This window comes from Moraxella osloensis, from assembly GCF_001553955.1.
In the GTDB taxonomy this organism is placed as follows: domain Bacteria; phylum Pseudomonadota; class Gammaproteobacteria; order Pseudomonadales; family Moraxellaceae; genus Faucicola; species Faucicola osloensis.
In genome coordinates this window covers 2,022,483-2,046,212 of the sequence record NZ_CP014234.1, presented here as the reverse complement: position 1 = coordinate 2,046,212, position 23,730 = coordinate 2,022,483, and the positions used below count along the sequence as shown (strand labels likewise).

The 23,730-nt window shown below is 43.6% G+C and carries 21 protein-coding genes; 9 read left to right on the top strand and 12 right to left on the bottom strand.

The window, feature by feature from the left end; all coding sequences use genetic code 11:
• Positions 1–103: 103 nt before the first annotated feature.
• The 3 genes from uvrA to AXE82_RS09000 all read left to right on the top strand — a co-directional run bounded on the left by uvrA (position 104) and on the right by AXE82_RS09000 (position 5,314).
• Positions 104–3,058 carry an excinuclease ABC subunit UvrA gene (gene uvrA, locus AXE82_RS09010; RefSeq protein WP_062333844.1) on the top strand — a complete coding sequence of 985 codons (2,955 nt, stop codon included), beginning with the start codon at positions 104–106 and terminating at the stop codon, positions 3,056–3,058.
• Positions 3,059–3,276: 218 nt separating this feature from the next.
• Positions 3,277–3,810 (top strand): chalcone isomerase family protein, encoded by a 534-nt coding sequence (locus tag AXE82_RS09005; RefSeq protein ID WP_062333841.1) that lies wholly within the window; start codon positions 3,277–3,279, stop codon positions 3,808–3,810.
• Between the two features lie 403 nt (positions 3,811–4,213).
• Positions 4,214–5,314 (top strand): potassium channel family protein, encoded by a 1,101-nt coding sequence (locus AXE82_RS09000; protein WP_062333839.1) that lies wholly within the window; start codon positions 4,214–4,216, stop codon positions 5,312–5,314.
• Positions 5,315–5,343: 29 nt separating this feature from the next.
• On the opposite strand, the gene AXE82_RS08995 is transcribed toward AXE82_RS09000, so the two are convergent.
• Both AXE82_RS08995 and AXE82_RS08990 read right to left on the bottom strand, forming a co-directional pair.
• Positions 5,344–6,450 carry an RNA-guided endonuclease InsQ/TnpB family protein gene (locus tag AXE82_RS08995; protein ID WP_062333836.1) on the bottom strand — a complete coding sequence of 369 codons (1,107 nt, stop codon included), beginning with the start codon at positions 6,448–6,450 and terminating at the stop codon, positions 5,344–5,346.
• 158 nt (positions 6,451–6,608) lie between these two features.
• Positions 6,609–8,198, bottom strand: coding sequence for an isocitrate lyase (locus AXE82_RS08990; protein WP_062333833.1), 1,590 nt, complete (start codon positions 8,196–8,198; stop codon positions 6,609–6,611).
• Positions 8,199–8,649: 451 nt separating this feature from the next.
• Here AXE82_RS08990 and AXE82_RS08985 point away from each other — a divergent pair, with 451 nt between their 5' ends.
• Positions 8,650–9,687, top strand: coding sequence for a LysR family transcriptional regulator (locus AXE82_RS08985; protein WP_062333830.1), 1,038 nt, complete (start codon positions 8,650–8,652; stop codon positions 9,685–9,687).
• 35 nt (positions 9,688–9,722) lie between these two features.
• Here AXE82_RS08985 and AXE82_RS08980 read toward each other — a convergent pair whose 3' ends face one another.
• Together AXE82_RS08980 and nhaA are read right to left on the bottom strand one after the other, a co-directional pair.
• Positions 9,723–10,127: a tellurite resistance TerB family protein gene (locus AXE82_RS08980; protein WP_100269513.1), complete on the bottom strand. Its 405-nt coding sequence runs from the start codon at positions 10,125–10,127 to the stop codon at positions 9,723–9,725.
• Between the two features lie 113 nt (positions 10,128–10,240).
• Positions 10,241–11,458 carry a Na+/H+ antiporter NhaA gene (gene nhaA / locus AXE82_RS08975; protein ID WP_406946766.1) on the bottom strand — a complete coding sequence of 406 codons (1,218 nt, stop codon included), beginning with the start codon at positions 11,456–11,458 and terminating at the stop codon, positions 10,241–10,243.
• Between the two features lie 347 nt (positions 11,459–11,805).
• Here nhaA and AXE82_RS08970 point away from each other — a divergent pair, with 347 nt between their 5' ends.
• Positions 11,806–13,263: a C13 family peptidase gene (locus AXE82_RS08970; protein ID WP_197931429.1), complete on the top strand. Its 1,458-nt coding sequence runs from the start codon at positions 11,806–11,808 to the stop codon at positions 13,261–13,263.
• 213 nt (positions 13,264–13,476) lie between these two features.
• On the opposite strand, the gene rpmG is transcribed toward AXE82_RS08970, so the two are convergent.
• The 4 genes from rpmG to AXE82_RS12360 all read right to left on the bottom strand — a co-directional run bounded on the left by rpmG (position 13,477) and on the right by AXE82_RS12360 (position 15,029).
• Positions 13,477–13,632 carry a 50S ribosomal protein L33 gene (rpmG, locus tag AXE82_RS08965; protein WP_007116087.1) on the bottom strand — a complete coding sequence of 52 codons (156 nt, stop codon included), beginning with the start codon at positions 13,630–13,632 and terminating at the stop codon, positions 13,477–13,479.
• A gap of 35 nt (positions 13,633–13,667) precedes the next feature.
• The gene (gene rpmB / locus AXE82_RS08960) at positions 13,668–13,904 is read right to left on the bottom strand and encodes a 50S ribosomal protein L28 (RefSeq protein ID WP_007116088.1); all 237 of its coding nucleotides are present in this window, start codon (positions 13,902–13,904) and stop codon (positions 13,668–13,670) included.
• Between the two features lie 301 nt (positions 13,905–14,205).
• Positions 14,206–14,907, bottom strand: coding sequence for a dethiobiotin synthase (gene bioD / locus AXE82_RS08955; RefSeq protein WP_062333822.1), 702 nt, complete (start codon positions 14,905–14,907; stop codon positions 14,206–14,208).
• On the bottom strand, positions 14,907–15,029 hold the full coding sequence (locus tag AXE82_RS12360; RefSeq protein ID WP_257721695.1) for a hypothetical protein: 123 nt from the start codon (positions 15,027–15,029) through the stop codon (positions 14,907–14,909). Before AXE82_RS12360 ends, bioD begins: the two co-directional genes overlap by 1 nt.
• A gap of 134 nt (positions 15,030–15,163) precedes the next feature.
• Here AXE82_RS12360 and AXE82_RS08950 point away from each other — a divergent pair, with 134 nt between their 5' ends.
• Positions 15,164–16,135, top strand: a complete 972-nt coding sequence (locus tag AXE82_RS08950) for a ketopantoate reductase family protein (RefSeq protein ID WP_062334917.1) — start codon at positions 15,164–15,166, stop codon at positions 16,133–16,135.
• A 42-nt stretch (positions 16,136–16,177) separates the two neighbouring features.
• On the opposite strand, the gene AXE82_RS08945 is transcribed toward AXE82_RS08950, so the two are convergent.
• From AXE82_RS08945 to AXE82_RS08935, 3 genes are all read right to left on the bottom strand, one after another.
• Positions 16,178–16,930: an IS5 family transposase gene (locus tag AXE82_RS08945; RefSeq protein WP_062333819.1), complete on the bottom strand. Its 753-nt coding sequence runs from the start codon at positions 16,928–16,930 to the stop codon at positions 16,178–16,180.
• A 210-nt stretch (positions 16,931–17,140) separates the two neighbouring features.
• Positions 17,141–17,779, bottom strand: coding sequence for a glutathione S-transferase family protein (locus AXE82_RS08940; RefSeq protein ID WP_115304599.1), 639 nt, complete (start codon positions 17,777–17,779; stop codon positions 17,141–17,143).
• Between the two features lie 155 nt (positions 17,780–17,934).
• Complete coding sequence (locus AXE82_RS08935; protein ID WP_062333814.1) at positions 17,935–19,911, bottom strand: oleate hydratase; 1,977 nt, start codon at positions 19,909–19,911, stop codon at positions 17,935–17,937.
• A 459-nt stretch (positions 19,912–20,370) separates the two neighbouring features.
• Here AXE82_RS08935 and AXE82_RS08930 point away from each other — a divergent pair, with 459 nt between their 5' ends.
• The 3 genes from AXE82_RS08930 to AXE82_RS08920 all read left to right on the top strand — a co-directional run bounded on the left by AXE82_RS08930 (position 20,371) and on the right by AXE82_RS08920 (position 23,097).
• A complete protein-coding gene (locus AXE82_RS08930; RefSeq protein WP_007116094.1) occupies positions 20,371–20,667 on the top strand; it encodes a Trp family transcriptional regulator in 297 nt (98 codons plus the stop codon).
• Between the two features lie 252 nt (positions 20,668–20,919).
• Complete coding sequence (locus AXE82_RS08925; RefSeq protein WP_082741450.1) at positions 20,920–22,332, top strand: anthranilate synthase component I family protein; 1,413 nt, start codon at positions 20,920–20,922, stop codon at positions 22,330–22,332.
• Between the two features lie 126 nt (positions 22,333–22,458).
• Positions 22,459–23,097: an anthranilate synthase component II gene (locus AXE82_RS08920; RefSeq protein WP_062333807.1), complete on the top strand. Its 639-nt coding sequence runs from the start codon at positions 22,459–22,461 to the stop codon at positions 23,095–23,097.
• A gap of 1 nt (position 23,098) precedes the next feature.
• Here the strand turns inward: AXE82_RS08920 and AXE82_RS08915 are convergent, their stop codons facing one another.
• Positions 23,099–23,611 carry a hypothetical protein gene (locus AXE82_RS08915; RefSeq protein ID WP_062333804.1) on the bottom strand — a complete coding sequence of 171 codons (513 nt, stop codon included), beginning with the start codon at positions 23,609–23,611 and terminating at the stop codon, positions 23,099–23,101.
• Between the last annotated feature and the right edge of the window lie 119 nt (positions 23,612–23,730).

Here is a 23,730-nt window from a genome sequence, read left to right as displayed (position 1 = left end):
CAAACTTACCTATTAGTCTTGAAACCCCCACCCAATTCCCCCATTAAAACCCCATCTTTTTACCCAAATTTCCCACTCAAAAACACACAATAAGAAGCTCAATATGGCACAGCACGACGCAATCAAAATTCGTGGCGCACGCACCCACAATCTCAAAAACATCGACATCGACATCCCTCGCGACAAACTCGTCGTCATCACAGGCTTATCAGGCTCGGGCAAGTCTAGCCTAGCCTTTGACACCCTATACGCCGAAGGACAACGCCGCTACGTCGAGAGCCTATCGGCTTACGCTCGCCAGTTTTTATCACAAATGGAAAAGCCCGAAGTCGATAGCATCGAAGGGCTATCACCTGCCATCGCCATCGAGCAAAAATCCACCAACCATAATCCTCGCTCTACAGTGGGTACGATTACTGAGATTTATGACTATTTGCGTCTGCTGTACGCCCGTGTCGGTACGCCCATGTGCCCAGAACACCACCTGCCGATGGTCGCGCAAACTGTCACCGAAATGGTCGATACCGTCATGGCATTGCCCGAAGACACCAAGTTGATGATTCTCGCGCGCGTCGTTGATGACCGCAAAGGCGAGCATATTCAGCTCATGGAACAGCTAAAAGGGCAAGGCTTTGTGCGGCTGCGGGTCGATGGCGAAATTTATGATATTGACGATGTGCCACCACTTGCCAAAACCTTTAAACACACCATTGATGTGGTGGTTGACCGCTTCAAAGTGCGGGATGACTTGGGTAATCGGGTTGCCGAAAGTTTGGAGACCGCCTTACGACTCGGTAGCGATATTGCCATCTTGCATGACATGGATGCCAAGTTTGAGGATAAAATTTTGTCCGCCAAACATAGCTGCCCTGTCTGCGATCGCTCGGTTGCTGAGCTTGAGCCAAAATTGTTTAGTTTTAATAACCCCTATGGCGCGTGTCCCGTGTGTGATGGCTTGGGCAAACGCCAATATTTTGCTGCCGAAAAAATCATCGGTCATCCTGAAAAATCGCTTAACCAAGGGGCGATTCAAGGCTGGGATAAACGCCACGCCTACTATTTTGGCTTGCTGACCACCGTTGCCGAGCATTACGGCATTGATATGGAAGCGCCTTGGCAACAACTGGATAAAAAGCACAAAGATGTCATTTTACATGGCTCTGGTAAAGACAAAATGACTTTTAACTTTGTCGATGAACGCGGGCGCAAATCTACCAAAACCGTGCCATTTGAAGGGGTGTTGCCGTATATGGAGCGCCGTTACCGCACCACGCAAAGCAGCATCGTGCGAGATGAGCTTGCCAAATACCTTGCCGATGCCACCTGCGATGCCTGTCACGGCTCACGCCTAAACGAAATCGCTCGCCATGTCGAAGTCAGCGACCGTACCGTTGCCGAAATGGTCAAGCTATCGATTGGCGAAGCAATGGCGTATTACGAGCAATTAAAACTCGAGGGCGCAAAAGGCGAAATCGCCGCCAAAATCATCAAAGAAATCCGTGAGCGGTTGGAATTTTTGGTGAGTGTGGGCTTGGATTATCTCACCCTTGCCCGCTCTGCCGAAACCCTATCGGGCGGTGAAGCGCAGCGCATACGCCTTGCTAGCCAAATCGGGGCGGGCTTGATGGGCGTGATGTATGTACTCGATGAGCCATCAATCGGCTTGCACCAACGTGACAATGATCGCCTGCTGCAAACGTTGACTCGGCTCAGAGATTTGGGCAATACCGTGATTGTCGTCGAGCATGACGAAGATGCCATTCGCCTAGCCGACCATATCATCGATGTGGGCGTGGGTGCTGGTGTGCATGGTGGCAGTATTATTGCAGAAGGGACGGCAGAAGACATTGCCAAAAATCCTGAGTCATTGACGGGGCAATATTTATCAGGCAAAAAGAAAATCGCCGTGCCAACCGTGCGTCACCGAGCCAAAATCGCCAATGACGATAAATATGAAAAAATGCAAGACTCCGCCATTCCCTTAACCAAAAACCAAGCGAAAAAAGCGGAAAGCGAGAAAAAAGAAAAAGCCAAAAAAGGTAAAGTCGAAGCCAAACCTTTGATGCTGACCTTGACAGGGGCAAAAGGTAATAACCTTAAAAACGTGACCTTAAACTTGCCGATTGGTGTGTTTACCGCCATCACAGGCGTGTCGGGTTCGGGTAAATCGACCTTAATCAATCGCACCTTATTGCCACTAGCGACCACGCAGCTCAATAACGCCACCACGCATGTTGCCGAAGCGTTTGACAGTATCACTGGGCTAGAACATTTAGATAAAGTCGTCGATATCGACCAAAGCCCGATTGGGCGTACCCCACGCTCCAATCCTGCGACTTACACGGGCGTATTTAGTCCGATTCGTGACCTATTCGCCCAAGTGCCTGAGTCCAAGGCTCGTGGCTATCAAGCAGGGCGATTTAGCTTTAACGTGAAAGGCGGTCGCTGTGAAACCTGCCAAGGCGATGGCTTGATTAAGGTTGAGATGCACTTTTTGCCTGATATGTATGTGCCTTGCGATGCGTGTCAAGGCAAACGCTACAACCGTGAAACCCTTGAAATCACCTATAAGGGCAAAAATATCAATGACGTGCTCAATATGACGGTGGAGGATGCGGCAGAATTTTTTGAGGCGATTCCGGCAATTTACCGCCGTTTGCAAGCCCTACAAGAAGTCGGCTTGGGTTATATTCGTTTGGGTCAGTCTGCACCAACCTTATCGGGTGGTGAGGCGCAACGGGTGAAACTTGCCAAAGAGCTGTCCAAACGTGATACCGGTCAGACCTTGTATGTGCTCGATGAGCCGACGACAGGTTTGCATTTCCATGATATCGCCAAGCTCCTAGACATCTTGCATACGCTACGCGACCGCGGCAATACCGTGGTGGTGATTGAGCATAATCTCGATGTGATTAAGACAGCCGACTGGATTGTCGATTTGGGTCCTGAAGGCGGTTCGGGTGGTGGTGAGATTATTGCCGAGGGCACGCCAGAGGAGGTAGCGCAAAACGCGCGCTCGCATACAGGGCGATTCTTAAAACCGATGTTGCAAGCCTAAGTTTGTTACAAGTATAAGTCTGTTACAGGCATAAGGTTAGCGGTGAGGGTTAGTACATTGTCGTCTAACCCTTTTTTTAACCGCTCATCACTCTGTGACTTGCTGTTCATTGATAATACTTTACATGTTGGCCTAATATTTACACAATGAACCGAGATAAGGATATTGCGACATTATCCAGGGACAAAAAAACGTCAAGGAACGATAAGGATGCTAGGATGATTTTATTTAAAGGAAAAACCAACGATCTTGAAACCCTATTTCCCCCTACCCTAAAACTAGATGGTCAAATCTGCGTGCGAAATGGTATGAGCATTCGCAGTAAATTTATGATTGGTATCTATGATATTGCTCTATACTTGGGTGAAATGACTGAAGATGCCGAAACAGCCATTACTTCACGTTATGCCAAACAATTGCGCATGGTATCTCGCCGCAATATCAAAGGCTCGTTACTGGAAAACGCCTTTAAAGAGGGTATCAGAGCGAATAGTAGCGCAGAAGAATATCAAAAAATTGCCTCAGTGATTGATGACGTGTTTGGTGAGTTGTTCAAAACCAACACCATCAAAGAAGGGGCAATGTTTACGATTGAGTTTTCGCCAGAGCATGGCGTTCGCTTAAATTATGATGAGGTTGGCGATCTTCCTTATATCAAAGAAGAAGGCTTTGACCAAGCTATTCTTCGTGCTTGGCTAGGCGATAATCCCATATCACTTGAGATGAAAAAGGATTTGCTGGGTCAGCACTAAGGTTACACTGATTATTTTTAGACTTCCCATATTTTTAGACTTCCCATCAAGCATCGGAAGTTAATCTAGCTGATTGATAGTGCCAGTCACTTTTTTGCTAGGTTTACTAGGGTTGTATTGATTGCAACCCTAATTCAACACTATTGCAACGATGAATAGCAGCGTTATTGATATGTTTGGCATCATTCAACCCCATAAATGGGCATTCATCCCTTATCTGCCTAGCTTTCTTTTATCCGATAACAAGTAAGTTGGCTTTTTTCATTTTTATCCCAACTTTGTATCCCAATAGTGGCATTTTTGCTTTGAGCCTTTTATCCTGTCGTCCATCAGGGGTTACTACAATACTATGTTTCTTTTTGAGTGGGTATGCTAGCCTAAAGCAAAAAAAATCAGGCAGCTTATGAAACCACTTGCGCAAAAGCCCACTAAACCAATCATATCAACCCGTAACACCCCTCAAACCTTTACCCTCAATAAGCTTGCCAAACCTATCGTGCGCGATGATATTTTTTCGTTGCCGCCTGCTGTGTATGGTACTATCTATTTGACGCTGATTCCGCTATTTGGCTTTTTGTATAGCACCTTACCAAATATGCAGTTTAACCATGAAGACGTGGGATTTTTGGAAGCCATGTATTTTAGTACCATCACGGTGACTACCACAGGGTTTGGCGATATTACCCCAACCAATACCTTTACGCGGGCGTTTGTGATGATTGAAGCGACCATTGGGGTGGTGTCCGCAGGTTTGTTTTTAAATGCGATTACTTATCAGCGTGAAGAAAACATGAGCAATCTGATGGACGCCTATGAATCAAGAAAAGAAATCTCTTATGCCTTCGCGCGCCTGCACAGTCATGATAGTTTGATTACGCTTAACATGAATACTTATCTAAACCGCGTTAATCAACTACTGGGCATAGAATCAGAGCAAACCCCAGTGGCGCAATCTGACGGTGAGGGTCGTGCCCATTTAAACGGCTCGCCTGATTTGCCCGATACCCCTGACGCCAAAGTCCCTCAGCAGCTTATTGGTATTCATGAGCCTATTCCCGAAACGCTAGCATTTACTAATTTACAGCACTTATTTAATGCCTCGGCACGCTTGACCGATGACCCGCGCAAGCCGTTGATTTGGTACTATTATCAAGCCTTGGATGAATTGGTCAATAGTATTGAGAATTTGGTGCGTGAAACCGAAACTTATCGCTGGGCAGATTTGGAGTCGATTTGTATTCAATATTTAAGTGATATCAAATCCTATGACTCTAGCAGCTATATTTTGGCAGAGCCGAATTTTGAAAAGCAGCTTGCGGATATCCAAGCCCAGCGCCAGCAAGACATGTTACTTATCAGCGAATATCCAAGTGATAAAGCGGTTGAGCTGTCGAACGAAAATAGTTTAAACCCGTATATTATTTTGTTTATGGGTATTCAGACCACCATTGATTTTATCAAAAAATTCCAACTTCGCTATCAAGAAATTATGCAGACCATTTAATTTTATCGGCTCTTGACTTCCTCCCCTTGCTAAAGCAAGGGGATTCCTTCTACAAGACGGTCAAGCCCGACCGCAAGAATGTTCTTACTGGCATTGATATCTCTATCATGCCATGTGCCACACGAAGCACATATCCATTCTCTTATTCCAAGCGATTTTCTACCTTTCGGACTATTGGCGGTGATTTCACCGCAACACGAACATCGCTGGGTCGTGTATCTCTCATTCACGATTTCAAAACGGCAACCTGCGTTCTCGCATTTGTAGTTCAGTTGTCGCTTGAGTTCAAACCAACCTGCATCGTAAACCGATTTGGCTAGTTTGCCTTTTTTACTGTTAAATTGGGTGGTTTTCACATCACCGACCACGATTAGGGCATTGTCTTTGACTAATTGGGTGGTGAATTTGTGGATTAGGTCTTGCCTTGTGTTTTTGATTTTGGCATGGATAGCCTTGATACGTTTTTTGTTGTTTGAGCGTTGGGCTATAGCTAATTGTTTTGCATATTTTAGCGTTTGCTTAATGGTTAGCTTGTCACCGTTTGAGGCGGTAGCACTGTCTTTAAGTCCTAAGTCAATGCCTACACTACCTGTTCCGCATTGTGTCTTGGGATAGTCTTTGACTGTGATACAGGCATACCAACGGTTACGGCTGTCTTGGACGATTTCTAGTGTGTTAATTTGATATAGGCTAAGGTTGTAGCTGTCCCATAGGTCAATGACTAGTTTTTGTCCTTTGGCTAAACTAAGCTGTAAGGTGGATTTTAAGCCCTTTTTGCCTGTTTGGTGCGTGGCAATATGCTTAATGGCAGATTGTTTAAACGGTAGCCAACCGAGCGATTTACGCTTAGAGCTTGGGTTGTTGGTTCGCCAGTTTAGTTTGGCTTTTTTGAATTGGCGACGCGATTTGGCGTGGGTTTCATTGATGGCTTGGATAGTCTGACTGTGTAAGCCTAGCAGTTCACCACTACCTTTGGTATATTCGTTTAATTCATACGCACTAAAGAATTTGCCAGTACGCTTAAGATGCTCGTAGCTTAACGCATTGACATAGTTCCATACGAAATTCACTAAACCGCTTAGGCGGTTAAGCTTTGCTGTGTGTTTATCTCGTATGCGTAGCTTGAGTGTTTTCATGCAAATTATTTTAGCAAAATTTATGCAAGCGTTATAGTGTACAAGTTGCCTTATATCCACCGCCTAAAGTCGGTGGTTTTACGGCAACGGATGATAAACATAAAAAAACACCCCACATGCCGTGAGGTGTTTTTTTTACTCAATCAATCTATGATAGATTAGTGACCAAATTGGTTGGCAGTGTTTTTGGCGCCGCCCGCTTTAAGTGCCATCTCACCTGAGAAGATTTCTTTGTGATCATCACCAATGTCAGAACCTGCCATGGCTTGGTGCTTAACCGCAGCAATGCCTTCGCGGATTTCTTTACGTTGTACTTCTTCAACGTAAGCTAACATACCTTTATCACCGAAGTAACCTTTTGCCAACTGGTGCGTACTTAATGCCGCCGTGTGGAAAGTAGGTAGGGTAATCAAATGGTGGAATACACAGGCTTCACGTGACGCGTCAGCTTGGAAGGTACGCGCTAGTTCATCAGCCGCGGTATTCAACTCAGTGTTGTCGTAGTCAGCAGACATTAAGTTTGCTTTGTCATAAGCTGAAATGTCTTTGCCTTCTTTTTCCCATTTTGCGATGACTTGTTTACGGAAGTTAAGCGTCCAGTTGAATGATGGGCTGTTGTTGTAAACAAGCTTAGCATCTGGCACTTGCGCAGTGATACGGTCAGTCATTGATTTGATGTGCGCGACGTCTGGCGTTGGTGTTTCAATCCATAGTAGATCGGCACCGTTTTCAAGGGCAGTCACACAGTCAAGTACCACGCGGTCGATATTGGTGCCTTCGCGGAATGAGTACAAGCCGTTTGGCATACGAGTTGGGCGAACCAATTTGCCATCACGTTTTAATAGCACATCGTACTCGTTTGCATTTTCTAAAGTTACTTCTTCAACTTCTAAGAAATCTAAGTATTGTGAAGCAAGGTCGCCTGGCTCACGTGACACAGGAAGTTTTTGCGTTAATGACGCACCTTCAGAGTCAGTACGGGCAACGATGATACCGTTGTCAATGCCAAGCTCTAAGAACGCATAACGAATCGCGTTGAGTTTTGAGATGAAGTCTTCGTGTGGTACGGTAACTTTACCATCTTGGTGACCACATTGTTTAGCATCTGATACTTGGTTTTCAACTTGGATAGCACAAGCACCTGCTTGGATCATTTTTTTGGTGAGTAAGTAAGTCGCTTCTTCGTTACCAAAACCTGCGTCGATGTCAGCGATGATTGGCACGACGTGTGATTCAAAATTGTTGATTTTGTCTAAGATGGCTTTAGTGTCTTGACCTGCTTCTTGCGCCGCTTTTAATTCACGGAAGTAATCGTTTAACACTTTTTCATCCGCTTGACGTAAGAAAGTGTAGATTTCTTCGATTAATTTTGGCACAGCGGTTTTTTCGTGCATAGATTGGTCAGGTAGTGGACCAAATTCTGAGCGAAGCGCAGCAACCATCCAACCTGAAAGGTAGATATATTTACGTTCAGTAGTACCGAAGTATTTTTTTACTGCATACATGGTTTGTTGACCGATAAAGCCATGCCATGCACCAAGAGACTGGGTGTATTTTGATTTGTCAGCATCATAAGCTGCCATATCACGACGCATGATGTCGGCAGTGTATTGAGCGATTTCTAAACCTGTTTTAAAACGGTTTTGGGTAACCAAACGCGCAGCATCATTTTCGCTGATGTTTTTCCAGTTACCATATTTGGCTTTTAGTTCGCGGATATGGTCAATCGCTGAAACGTAAGTTGACATAGCAGTCTCCTGTTGAGGACGGTGGGATAAAAAAACTTAGGATGATTGTTGTGTTGTGATAATAGCAAAAGTCTTAAATAAGCCAATATTTAGTGAGCGTTAAACACCGAAAATAGAAATAATGTTTAAGAAACAAGCGAAATAGCCAAATAGCCTAACAATTTTTTTAACAAAATACGTGATATTTCTTACAGTGATATTAAATAGTCTGTTAAAATTAAGAATTCTATTTTGGCACTAATAAAGCTTTAAGTTGGCTTAAATAATGGAATGAATGCACTATACCCTTTAATTCATAATTTAGCTATTTAATGATTCGTATCTTTAGTATTTATCTAAAATATAGTATAATATAATCAATAACTTAAGTTTTATTGCTAGGTTTTAGCCCTGTTAAAACTTTCTCTTTTAGCCTTTTTTTCTTAACTTTTAACTAGACAAACAATAATTTATGGATTTACAACGTGTGGATTTGAACCTTTTGGTGCATCTTGATGTGTTACTTCGAGAAAAAAACGTCACCAGAGCCTCTGAGCAACTCGGCATTACCCAGCCCGCCATGAGTAATATTTTACGTCGTTTGCGTAAGTTGTTTAATGATCCCTTGTTGATTCGCTCATCTGAAGGCATGACGCCGACGGAGCGGGCGCTTGAATTACAGCCGCGCGTACGCGAATTGTTAGCGGATTTGACCCAGCTATTAGAGCCGCGTACTGAGTTTCGTCCTTATACCTCAAGTCGTGTGTTTCGGATTATGACGTCAGATTATGCCGAAGCGACACTGGTGCCTAGGCTAGTTAAAGCGCTGCGCAGTGAAGCCCCAAACGTGATTTTGGACTTCTTAACGCCTTCAGATGTCTCCTATCGAGATATGGAACAAGGTCGGGTTGATTTGGCGATTAATCGTTTTAACGAGGTACCGCAAAGCTTTCACCAAGTGCTGATTTGGCGTGATACTTTTAGTTGTTTGTTGTCGGCTGATAGTCCGTATGTCAATCGCTTTAACCTAAAAAATTATCTTAAAGCTCAGCACGTTTGGGTCTCTAAAACAGGGATGGGTGTAGGTTTTGGGGTGAATCCCGAAAAATCTGGCGGACTTGGCTCGATTGATGCGGCGCTGCAACGCCTCGGTCAGAAACGTCAAATCAGTGTCTTTACCCGTCATTATCAGATGCCTGCGATGCTCACCGCTAATAAAGATTTAATTGCTACGCTGCCGACTCGGGTGGCGCGCATGCAGGCGAATAATGATGATATCGTGATTAAAGAGCCGCCATTTTTTATTCCAGAGTTTGAATTGACGATGGCATGGTCGCCACTATTACAGCATCACCCTGCGCATCGTTGGTTACGTCAGTTGATTCAACATGTGTCGCGACAAATCATCGCCGAAGATCGCATCAAGTATCCGCTCCAAACCGCGATTCAAGACGGTTCGCTGCATACCCAGCCCATTGATTTGGTTGAAATTGATCCCGATCGTCAATGAAGGATGGTTAGGCAAGCTGCTTATCTAGGACTGGTCTAGGATTGGCAAATTTTATCCACCCACAGCTCATACGGATATTTTCCTAAATGTCCGTAACGTCCTTTTTCAGTCACTCGCCCTTCAATACAGACAGGTAAACTAATCGACACGCCCGTTTGACCTTGCGCTTTGGCATACTCGGCTAACAGGTTGTTTGGGTCAAATACATGGTATTTGGTGGTACCGTCATTAAATTCAGATTGCTCTAAGCTTTGGGTAAATGTGCCTTTTAGGGTCACCGTTTTTTTGGGCACACTCTCAATGCTTTCTTTGATATCGCTTAATTTACCATTTTGCAGCGATTGGTACGCCACGCCGGCGCAACTTGCCAATACACCAATTATTGCCACACCCCCGCCCAACCATGCGGCTTTTTTACCCTTTATCTTGTTAGTTAGCATGGTGTTTTCCTTATCATTGACCACAAAATTATTGGGATAAAAAAATGATAGCAATATTCGTTGCTATCATTTGTACATTTTATTTATCGTTACAATGCCCTTGGGTAAATAGTTTAGCGAATATAGGTATGGTCATCAGGGTTACTCACTTGCTGTGTCAGTGCTTGGGTTGGTAAGACTTTCTTCAGGTAAAAATACCCCAATATACCTGCGAGTAATGAGCCTAAAATAATGCCGAGCCGCTCGTCAAATGGCTTGACTTCAAGCCCTGCAAAGGCAAGCCCACCAATAAACAAACTCATGGTAAAGCCAATGCCACATAAAATCGCCACACCAAATACTTGCCGCCAATCAACATTGCTAGGCAAGCTGGCTAACCCAAACTTGACGCCAAGCCAACTAAATAACATCACCCCAATCGGCTTGCCCAGTAGCAGCCCCAGGGCAATGCCAAGCGGTACTGTGTGAAACAGCGAGGATATCCCCGTACCACCGAGATAAATGCCCGCATTGGCAAACGCAAAAATCGGTAAAATAATAAAACTGACTGTGTCTTGCAAATCATGTTCAATCGATTCAAGCGGTGAATGCTCAGGGTGCTTGTTGTCTGTCATTGGGATAAATAGCGCAAGCAGCACACCGGCAAGCGTCGCATGTATGCCCGACTTGAGCATCGCTGCCCAAAGCAAAACGCCAATCATTATATAAGCGGTGGTGCGCGTGACGTTAAAGCGATTCATGAGCCACAATATCACCAAACATACCCCCACCCAAGCCAGTGCCGCCATGGACAGCCCCGATGAGTAAAATAACGCAATAATGATAATCGCACCAATATCATCAAAAATAGCAATCGATGCCAAAAATACTTTGAGCGCGGCGGGCACGCGATTGCCCAGTAAAGTCAGCACACCTAAGGCAAACGCGATATCTGTCGCCGCCGGAATCGCCCAACCTTTCATCAAATCTGCATGCTGATAATTAAATGCGGCATAAAAAATCGCAGGTACCATCATACCACCGACCGCAGCAATCGCAGGCAAGACGACTTTTTTGACGTCTGATAGTTCGCCCACTAGCATTTCGCGCTTGAGCTCAAGCCCTACTAAAAAGAAAAACACCACCATCAAGCCATCGTTGATCCAATGTAATAAATGATAGTCAATACTAAATGAGCCGATTTTTATCGAAATAGCCAGATGCAAAAAGTGCTCGTATATGTCACTCATCGGAGAGTTTGCTACCACCATCGCCAATACAGCGGCAAACGCCAACACGATACCCGCCGCCATATCGTGTGCCAAAAATTTTTTAAATTGGTTAAATACTATCATCCGTCTAAAACTCTTTTTGATACCATTTTTTATTTATGAAACATACCACATTTAAACCCAGTAAAATAGCCTATAATACCATCATACCATATATTTTATTATATCATATAACCTATTTTTATGATAAATAATTTCATAATTCTACATTAATAGAAAATTTTATTCATTTATTCACTATTTTAGATAAATTAATTTTTTAGGCGTATGTTTTGCTGACGTTGATAGTTAAGATTCTAAACACGAATGATTGATAAAGTTGTTAACACCCCATCGCTATTTTGTATTATCATTTTATGGCTACTCTCCTACCGATTTAGAATCAGCCTTTCAACAGTGTGGATATTTTGCCAACTTCTCTTACCGATCTTGATTTAACCCCGCTCAAACGTTTCTCTCATAACGTCATCGCCAATATCCGTGCCACGGGTCACATGCTAATAGGTTCAAAACGCGCGTTTTATTGGGTCAAGCCCACCGTATGGCAGTTTTTGTTGTTTGGATTGACGGCACTGGCGAGTAATTTGCTGTTTTCGTGGCTCGTTGCTGAAGATGCCACCCATTTTAATCCACAAGGGCTGATTAGTTATTTGGTGTGGCCGATGGTGATGTTGGTGGCGGGATTGATTCTTGCCAAACGGCATTTTAATGCCATGCTGATTTTTGTGCCGGCGATTTTGTGGCTGTGTGCTGACACCTTTATGATGCTAGTGCAAAGCTTGATTCAGTTTATATCAGACTTGGGCTGGCTACCTGAATGGACGTTTGATACGATTGGTATTGTGTTTGTATTGGCGTTTGTCTGGCAGTCATTATCGCTGCTGTGGATTTTTGGCAATCAATTACGCTGGTCATGGATTGAGCGTGTCCTGATTATGCTGGGTGCGTTTGCCGTACTCAGTGTGTGGCAAAAAAACGTGCAATCTGAGCCGATTTTTCAATCTGACCCCGTCGAACCCGTGGTCACTGAAGCGGCATTTTATGCGCAGCCTGAGCTTCTGGCTGATATGCTAAATAACGTGCAGCCGCAACGCCCGGCTATACATGATTGGTACTTTATGGGTGTCGCAGGTCATGGCGAGCAAGATGTTTTCCGGTCAGAAATTGAGCTGACCAAAGATTACTTTGACCATCAATTTGGCACAGCAGGACGCTCGGTAGAACTCATTAACAACGCCAATACCCTGTCTGCGCTACCGATTGCTAGTAAAACCAGTATTGAACGCGCTTTGCAAAGTATCGCCAAAAAAATGGATGTCAATGAAGACGTGCTATTTTTGACCTTGACCTCGCATGGGGGTGATAAGGTGATTGAGATGTCCAACCCACCGCTAGCGCTCGATAATGTCGATGCCAAATGGCTACGCCAATCATTGGATAAATCTGGCATTAAATGGCGCGTCATTGTGATATCAGCCTGTTATTCTGGCTCATTTATCAATGAGTTAAAATCGCCAGAGACACTTGTGATTACTGCCTCAGCGGCGAACAAATCATCGTTTGGCTGTTCTAATGAAGCCGAATATACTTACTTTGGACAAGCATTTTTTGCTGAAAGCTTACCCAAGCTTCGCCGTTTTCAACCTGCGTTTGAAGCCGCCAGTAAACGCATTGCTGAACGGGAAAAAATGATGGGGTTTGAACCGTCTGAGCCACAATTGGTGATGGGTGATGCTATTAAAGCGATATTGCCAGAATTTGAAAACAGTCTTAAACCCTTACCTGCGGTTGTGATAGCGCCATCGACTGCCGCCAGTGCTACTAGCGATGCCCATACCTTAAGTAGCCACCAACTGCACAAATAACGTAGACCGTTTCGGCTGTTTTAGCTGCCAAGATGCCTTGCCACTCGTCTTACCATCCATCGCGGTAGCGATTAGGAACAATTGATATTTTCTGCCAATTTTTTAGCGATTTTATAATTTTTGCACATAAAACTTTTGGACATAAAAAAGTGGGTTAACCTGAGTTACCCACTTTTTTATCAAATAGCGCGTCAAATAGACTGTGTCAGTCAATTATTTGATTTTAGCTTCTTTGAATACAACATGTTGACGTACCACTGGATCAAATTTTTTGATTTCCATTTTGTTTGGCATGGTACGTTTATTTTTGGTCGTGGTGTAAAAATAACCCGTACCTGCAGTTGAAACTAATTTGATTTTATCACGCATCGCAATTGCTCCCTAAGAATATGAAAAGGCAAAAATTAGATTTTTTCGCCACGAGCACGCATATCAGTTAAAACTTGGTCAATACCAACTTTATCAATGATACGCATACCTTTGGTAGTCAAGCGAAGCTTAACAAAGCGGTTTTCGCTCTCTACCCAAAAACGATGGGTGTGTAGATTTGGTAGAAAACGACGGCGGGTTTTGTTGTTTGCGTGAGAAACATTGTTACCTACCGCTGGGCGTTTTCCAGTCACTTGGCATACTCGAGACATGGCTTACTCCTAATCGGTGTGCATGAGGGCTGCTCATGCCTGTCACAACTGATACTCGCACATCTCGCATATCATTGAAGCTAAAAAAAGCTAGGGTTTCAACGATTCTAGTGTTGAGTATCTCAGTTTGAATCAATAATTAATCTTTTGGCGGCGCACTTAAAATTAGCTACTCACGGCTAGTCACTTGACTTGCGTCAATCAAAACCATTTTAAGCAAGCGTCAAAAAATCGCTAGTAAATTTAAAGCCGCTATTTATACCATAACTTATGCCAAAATGCAATGTGATTGGATAAAAATTTAATGGGTTAAAACGCCTTGTTTGACCATCAAGGGTGGCTTGTTTTGATGCCCAGGATACTTGCGTAAAATTTGCTGACTTAACCAGTCAATTTGCGCATCGACAAAAGGCGTGTCGGTCTGTAATTGGTTAAAAACAACCAAAGCGACTTTTAGCCCTGCTTGCCAAATTGCTTGTAGGGTTAGCATGGCGTGATTAAGGCTGCCAAGCTTGATACCGACGACCAGGATGACAGGGCATTTGAGCGCGGCTGCCACATCAGCAAGCGTTTCTTGCTCATTAATAGGGGTAAACCAGCCGCCTGCCCCTTCAACCAAAATCACATCGGCAGGATAGGCTGCGATGGACTTATGGATGGTATCGACTAATTGGGTTTTGGTGAGTGTCACGTTATCAAGCTGCGCGGCGATATGCGGTGAGCAAGGCGTCGCTAGCTGGATAGGCGCAATGACAGACAGCGGTGGTTTGACATTGGCAAATTGATTGATGCGCCTTGCATCATCGCTATATGTTTGACCGTTGTCATCGGTTTCCATGCCTGCCGTAACGGGCTTGATAGCATATACACTTTTGCCTTGCTGAGCTATATTCTTGACCAGTTGCGCGGTGGTGGTGGTTTTACCGATTTCTGTGTCGGTACCTGTGACAAAATATGCGCCTTTTAATGAAAATGACGCGTTATCGATGTTTGGTAATGTCATTATTTTTTACCAATTTTGCTATTAGCTTTTTTGGTGGTTTTTTGATTAGGCTGAACTATTTTTTCTAACTTTTGCTCAAACGCTGGCATTAGCTCTTGCAAAGTTTGTTGCTTATTTTTCATAGGCAGCCCATAAACAACCCATGAACACAGCCATTTTTAATAATTTCATTGTGATTCCTTTTTTAAAATACGTGCAAAAATCTGCTAAACTTTATCACAACTCTAATCAATGTCGCAAAATAACAGGAAAAAAGATGAACGATTCACCGATTATTGCCATTGTTGGATTTGGCTCATTAGGGGCGTTATTTGCCAGTATATTAGCCCCAAACATGCCTTTTGAGAACTTGCGTATCGTCGCCGATACTGACCGTGTCAACCGCTACCAACAGCAAGGTTTATTGGTGAATGGCGAGCCATTAACACTCAACTATGTCACACCAAATGAAAGCCCTCATTCAAACCTAAGTCCTGCCGATTTGGTGATGGTGTGTACCAAATTTTATCAGTTACATGAGGTATTACCGCTCATCAAAAGTCAACTTGGCGCCAATACGCTGATTGTTTCTGCCCTAAACGGTATCGCCAGCGAAAAAGTATTGGCAAACGCCTTTGGTGACGAGCGCATTGTGTATTGTGTGGCGCAGCAAATGGATGCCATGAAAAATGAGCCGCATGAAAAAAATGGGGAAAATGCTAGCCAACTGATTTATCGCGATCATGGACAATTGGTCATTGGCGCGATGACAACTGATAACGCTGAACGCGCACGCGTGCAACAAGTCGATGCCCTCTTTAATCAAGTCAATTTCCCGCATTCAGTGAGCGATGACATGCCGCGCCAGCTGTGGGGCAAATTGATGTTAAATACCGGCGTCAATCAAACCGTGGCATTGTATCAAGGCACCTTTGATACCGTGCAACAAGCGGGTGAAGCGCGTGAAATGTTCAAAGCCGCCATGCGTGAAGTGATGGCAGTGGCACACGCTGAAGGCGTAACCTTAACTGAGGAAGATTTCAAAAAATGGCTGGCGATTATGGATGCGCTGGATCCCAAAGGCATGCCATCGATGCGGCAGGATTTAAAAGCAGGGCGACGCTGTGAGCTTGATCTGTTTGCAGGGACGATTCGTGAATTGGGTGATAAGCATGGCATTGACACCCCGGTCAATGACACCCTATATGAGGGCATCAGTGCATTAATGGCTAACAATCAGTCAGGATGACAACCCTAGCGCTATTGAAAAAAACTAGGTTCTGTTGAACATTCAAAGCTTCAGCCAATGATAAGCAAAGGCTAGAGCGACCAAATTCTCATAATTGCGTTTAAGCTTCTCATACCTTGTCGCAATACCCCGATAATGCTTAATACGGCAAAAAGCATTTTCAACCAAATGACGAGACTTGTATAAATGCCAATCCATATGTTCATTTGATAGTTTAGTGTTACGCTTTCTTGGAATATTAGCTATGGTTTGACTCTCTTCAACTTTCTCACGAAAGCACTGAGAGTCATAGCCTTTATCAGCAGCAAGTACCACAACATCACTTAAATCTAACGTATCAATCAAGTCAGGTGCTGCTTTAACATCGTGGGTTACGCCATCGGTAATGATGAAACGAATGGGATTGCCATGTGCATCAACCGCCAAATGAATTTTACTGGTATTACCTGCGACACTTTTATCAATGCCTTGCTCTTTCATGTCACCACTACTACTGTGCTGATGAGCTTTAATATAAGTTGCATCGATAAACAGCCACTCCATGTCTGGAAAGTTAATCATCTTTTCAAACAATTTGATGAGCTTATTACTTTGTGACCATCGGTTAAAGGCTTTAAATATTGTGTTGGTCTTTCCAAAATATCTGGGTAAGTCCCGCCACGGTATGCCTGTTCGCATTTTATATAAGATCCCTTCTACGGTCTTTCTTAAATTAGCATAGTCATAGATGCCAATTTCTTGTAGAATGGGTTTTAGCTTCTTCCAGTGTTGATTATTTAGCATAAGACGAGGCATAGCGAACAGTCTTCTTTTTGGGTCAGAGCTTAAAGTTTACTGTTTCGCTATTTTTTTATCAAAATTTCCTCATTATGTCCTTTTGTATATTAAATGTTCAACACAACCTAGGCATAAAAGCAGTAAATAGACACGGTGGATAAAAGCAATGAATAACCACTACAGATAAAAAAAGGGCATTTACCTTGCCCTTTTTTATATCAACAACCGTTATTTTTTACCAAAACGCTCACTCATTTGCGCATAAAAACGTGCCACATGGTCACCCACCACACTGGCATCTTTGGGATTAAACTTCATCACTCGCCCAAAATCCAAGCCAACATACAACACGATATCAGCGAAGGTGAGTCGATCACCGAGCAAGTATTTGTGACTCGATAATAGCTCGTCAAAGTACGGCAATGCTTTTTTGACGCGGTTGATGCTCTCTTCTGCCATACCAGGCACTTGGTTGCCCACCGACGCGCGAGATGGATGCCCATGCTGGAAAGCCAGCATCATGTTATACAGCACGTGAAACTCCGCATTGCGTGACATCGCGGTAATTTTGGCGCGCTGTATAGGGTCTGAGCCCATCACTTGCTTACCATTGCCTGCAAGTCGACTATCCAGATACTCACAAATGGCATGTGAATCGTTAAGCACAGTGCCATCATCAAGCACTAATACAGGCAACAGTCCCAGTGGATTGACCGCCAAAAACTCCGGTGAGTTTTGCTCATTTTTGCCAATATCCACGTTGATGACTTGTAAATTATGAATATCATTGATATCAAGTTCTTTGACTTTTAACAATAAGTCGACCTTGCGAGGATTTGGGGGGAAATTCATGGTATATAGTTTCATCACTTATTCCTTATGATGTGTGACTTTACCTTTAATATACTTGAAACCACCGTTTTACGAAATAGGGTTTTTAGGCGCAAAGGAAATTTTGCTGATAAAAAATCCCCCTGACGGCAGGAGGATTTTGCATTTTAATGACAAATGTTTATCAAAGCTTATTTTTTATCCTGCGCTTTTTGCTCATCTTTTTGCCCTTCTTTATGCCAAAAGGCTTTGACTACTTCAAATTGCTCGGCAAGGGTCTGCATCAACGAGCTGTCTTTGGGCGCTTTTTTGGCGACGGGTGGCAAGATGTGCTCATAATAGGTATTGGCGAGCACTCGGCGTAGTATACCTTCGCCGATGAAGCCTTGGTCATCGTTGAGTGTACTGGCAGAGCGGAGCATGTTGCGAATATCGTATTGGGTTGGCACGATATCAGGCACTTGCTTATTACAATCTGTTAGCGTGTACACCGCGACCCGCGCCGAGCGTACCGAAGTTTCAACCGTGAACACCACATCGTTGTTAGTCTCAACAAATTGACCGATGAGACCTAAATTGGTGCAGCCTTCGGGTACGATTTGTGGACGGTCACCTTTGGCACGTGGCATAAACATCGAAGTGATATACGGCATATAGGCGGTGTTGGCGATGGTGTTGGCTAAAATATCATCTTTTTGCTCGAGCAAATCTAGGTGGTATAGTAGCTCCGTCACAATTTCATGCCCGGTACATTCTGGCATGGTTTTTGGCACATAGTTGCCTTTTTTGTCCATCAACAGCCCATACACCCATATCACCACCACGTCTTTGGGTTGGTCAGGAAATTGCGGTTGGCGGTTGATAGTAAAGCTCATAAGCCAGTTGGAATCAGTGATGGTAACAATACCGCCTGTGACTGTTTTGCCTGATAGCGGCGGATTGACAGAATATTTTTCGCTGATTTTGCGTAAAAACGCCGAGTCTTTGCAAGTTAAGGTTGCTGACATCCAGGCAGATTTGGGTACATGACGGTTAAATTTCTCTGGACGACCAAACACAGCGGATTGTTTGGCAAGGTCATTCCATAGTACCCAGCCTTTCGTTTTTCCCATTTCATCATCAGTTAGATGGATATCAGGCGCAGTGTCACTGGTGCCATAGCGCGTATCTTCCGTCATTGACCCTGTGGTAATAATCACAAAATCATTGTCCCGTACAGGGATATGGACTTGTTGACCTTGTTGGGTGGTTGTCAGCCCTTTAACGATTTTTTTGTCGCCTTGCTGCTCAAAATCAACCGCTGTCACTAACGTGTCACTTTGTAGTTTGACGCCTTTATTGATTAAAAATTTTTGCGCAGGTACCACAAAGCTGTCGTATTGGTTGTATTTGGCAAATAACAGGGTCGACATATCTTTGATGCCATCTAAGGCTTCCAAAAACCGGTGCATGTAAAGCTTGCACTCAAGTAAGCTGTGCCAATTTTCAAAAGCAAACATACTACGCCATAGCGTCCAAAAATTACTGTCCAAAAAACTCTGGCTAAAGTAATCTTCAATGGTGAGATTATCGAGTTCATCTTGATTTTTTAGTAATAAACGGACGATGGCAAGTTGGTCGGCTTTGTTGAGATTAAACTTGTGAAAATCTTTGATGTCGCCTTTGTTATGAATCAACCGTGCTTTAGAATAGTTGGGGTCATTGTCATTGATCAGGCGGTATTCATCAAGCACTGAATAAGGATCTGGTAGCTCTAGCGCAGGTATATCTTGGAACATATCCCAAAAATTCTCGTAGGTGGTAATCATCTCACGACCGCCGCGCATGATATAACCGTCTTTGGCATTACCAGCGCCATCAAGTGAGCCGCCTTGCACCGCTAATTCTTCTAAAAAGGTAATGTTCTCGCCTGGGATATGGGCATCTCGGATAAAATAATACGCCGCTGCCAACCCGCCAATACCGCCGCCGACGATATAGACTTTACTGTCTTTAAAACGCCCGGTATCAAAACCGATATTACGCTGATAGTTACCACGGGCATCGCTAAAAGGCATCGAACTGCCAGGTTGATTAGATTGATAATCCGCCCGCTGTGGTTGGTGATCGACCTTTTTAAAAGCCATATTTTTCAAAAATTCACTGTTGTTCTTAGCGTTGTTTGTCATAATGAAGTGCCCTATTTTGCATAAGATTAGTATTGAATAACATTAGCGTTAGCTAACTCTTTAAACCGCGCTGCTACCTTTTGACATTGACCTTAACTGCCCATTCTTAATTGCCCATTAAGGCTGCTACACAATAAACAAAGACAACGGCGCGGTTATAAAAATTATGATTGATAGTCATTGTTCATAATTAATAAACTCAGTTAGATTTTTAACTAAGCAATTTTATTATAACCACATTCTATAACCTCGCTAAAGCGACTTTGTGTCGACTAAGCTTTGATTAAATATACAGTTATTTGCGCTTTTGTAATCAAACGTAACCAGTTATCGCACTTCTTCAGTTTTCTAAAGGGATAAAAATCGATTGAGTTCACTTGCTAAACTTCGTAAAATGTATCACTATACTAGAACACTGAAATGCTTTACTTGTTATCTCTTACTCAAAAAAAACCTACTATGCCGCACACTTCGCCATCATTCCTACCCGCCTATGATTATTTGGTTGAGCTACTGAGCCAAACCGATGATAGTGACTTTATCCGCGAAATTTTGGCAGCGCTACTGACTGAAAAAGAACAAAAAGAAATCGCCAATCGTATTCAAATTTTTGCCTTGTTTCAGCAAGCGCTACCACAACGCGAAATTGCGGAGCGCTTGGGGGTGGGCATCGCAACCGTATCACGGGGCGCCAAAGCATATGGTCAACACGATATCAACCAATTATTGCCAAATCTGAGTCATTTGAACCTATAAATTTGTGATAATGGCTTCAAGCGCAAATAAGCCCATCACAGTAGCATACTTTGGGGTGATTAGAAGGGCGATGAAAATCCGTGAGAAAATAACTGGCATGCCATAAAAGAGTTGCAAGCAGGGGTTAATCTGATTACAATGTATCATCATACTAGAACACTGAAACATTGATTAAAATTTAAGATAGGGTAAATTTAAGCCGCTATAAATTTAAGATAATGTAAATTTAGGACACTATAAATTTAAGACACCATGATGACTACACACGCCAAACCGCCCAAAATCGCCCTTGCCAGCAAACCAAGCCTGATTAAACTTGCACAAGACATTGATTTTTTTGAACTCTTTAAACGCATCGAAGCCAAATACGCTACTTGTTTTTTACTGGAATCGTTGGGCGAAGAAAGCTATATTTCACGTCATCATGCCATCGGCTTTGACCCTGCGATGACAGTGTTGGCAAAAGACCGCCATACTTTGACTATCACCAACAATCGCACGGGGGAAAGCACGGATTATACCTGTGACAATCCTTACCAACTACTGCGCGAAATCACCCCACAGCATGTGATTTCACGTAGCCATACCGGCGGATTGGTCGGTTTTTTGGGATTTGATAGTGTCAATTTTTTTGAGCCGACCCTGAATATTCAAACCAGTGATGATTTCGAGCCGTTCAAATTCGGGGTGTACTTAGATGGGTTAAGCCTTGATAAGATGACCGGTGAAATTTTTTATTATTATTACGATACCGACCACCAAAGCAATCGTATTGACGAAATCAAGTCATTATTGAATGCTATTTCGCCTGACTATACGCAGCCGACTGCTGAGCACTTGGGCGATGGGATGAACCGCGAGCAACATGCGGCAGCGGTGATGAAAGTCAAAGAAGACATTAAAGCTGGGCTGATTTTCCAGTGTGAAGTGGGTTTCAAGTCGCATTATCGCATCCAAGGCGATACTATGCCAATTTATAGTAAACTGCGCGAAGTCAACCCGTCACCGCATATGTACTATGTCAAATTTGGCGCCCAAAAAATCATCGGCGCATCGCCTGAGTTGTTGTTCCGATTGCGCAATGGTGAGATGGAGACCTTCCCACTGGCGGGCACCACCAAGCGCGGCAAGGATGAGACCGAAGATCGCCAATTAGCGCGCGCCTTGCTCAATGACCGCAAAGAAATCGCCGAACATAATATGTTGGTGGACTTACATCGTAATGATATCGGGCGGGTGGCACGCTTTGGGACGGTAAAAGTGCGTAACTTAATGGATATCAAGCGCTTTTCACATGTCCAGCACATCTCCAGTGAAATCGTCGGTATTCTTGACCCTAATCATGATATGTTCACCGCGCTTGCCAGTAATTTTCCCGCAGGTACGCTATCAGGCGCACCCAAAATTGAAGCAATGAAAATTATAAATACACTAGAGCCCGATGGCCGCGGCGCTTACGGTGGCGCACTCGGTCAGTTTTGTTTTAATGGGGATTGTATTTTTGCTATTCCGATTCGCTCGCTGTTTATCAATGGCGAAAAAGCGTATGCGCAAACTTGCGGTGGCAATGTGTATGACTCCAATCCTGAAGATGAGTATGAAGAAATTGTGCGAAAACTGTCTGCGATGAAAGTTGTACTGTCCAATTTTGCGCCAGTGTCGTAAGCTAGTTTTTAATCATAACGATAGCTTAAGACAGACAAGAGTGATGATAGATTGGCATGATAGCAAGATATATAGCAGTATTTTAAACATTTAGAACTACCGCCAAACCTATTTTTAGAGTTGACTATGCAAGTGTTAATTATTGATAACTACGATTCTTTTACCTTTAACTTATACCAATATATTGGTGAGATTTTAGCCGCAGACAATCAACCTTTTAACGTGGTTGTCAAACGCAATAATGAGATTAGCTTAGCGGATATCCAAGCCATGAATCCTGACCGCATTATCATCTCGCCTGGTCCAGGTTCGCCCGATGACCCTGCTTATTTTGGTGTGTGTGGTGACGTCATTACTGAGCTTGGCAAAACCACACCGCTGCTAGGCGTGTGTCTTGGCATGCAAGGCATTGCGCATTTTTTTGGTGGTCAAGTGGTGCGCGCCAATGTGCCCATGCATGGCAAAACGTCACCGATTCGTCATGATGGTCAAGGCGTGTATCAAGGTTTGCCACAGCAGCTTGACATCATGCGTTATCATTCACTGATGGTCGATGCCGCCTCACTCCCCGAGTGTTTGGTAGTGACCAGCCTGGTATCTAGTGAGCAACATAGTGATAAAAACCTCAAAGATGCCAGCCTAGCAGGCGATGAAATCATGGGTATTCGCCACCGTGACTATCCGATTCAAGGGGTGCAATATCACCCAGAATCCTTCGCCACCGAAGGCGCCAAAACGCTGCTGAAAAACTTTTTGTTAGGATAATTTACAACATCAACAAAATCACCGACAACACCACCCCAACGGCAACAAACGCCAAACCACGTTTAAAGATTTTGGAACTTGGGGTGAATAAAAACAAACTCGATAGCACAAAAAATAGTAACGACAACCCAAATAATGTATTCAATCCGCCCATACTGCCCTTTGACGGGGCTTTATGAAAATTCACCATTTTATCTAATACCACAGGCAGCTTTTTGCTGGTATAAGTCACCTCACCGGTTTTAACATTGTACTGTCCGTCTTTAAAAAGCTGTATATCACCCTGCTGCTCCCTAAAATCGATGTTTTTCATTTTTAGGGTTTTGGCTAAATTTTTCTCATCAAGATTGGTTGCCACGACTTGCTTGACAGTTTTTGAAGATTTTAAAAAATCAGTGTCGCGAAATACCAGCAACATGCCACTTAGCGAATAGACCAGCATAATGCCAACCATAAAGAATCCAACATAGCGGTGCCCAAGCCTCATGTAGATACGCAAATCTTTCATTGTCATTGTTTGACTGCCTCTTAAAAAATTGAGCCGTCATTATCCAATAATAGATTGAGAATGTAAATAATAATGATTATCATTTAATTAGATAACATCGCACCCACCTACACAGACCAATTTTT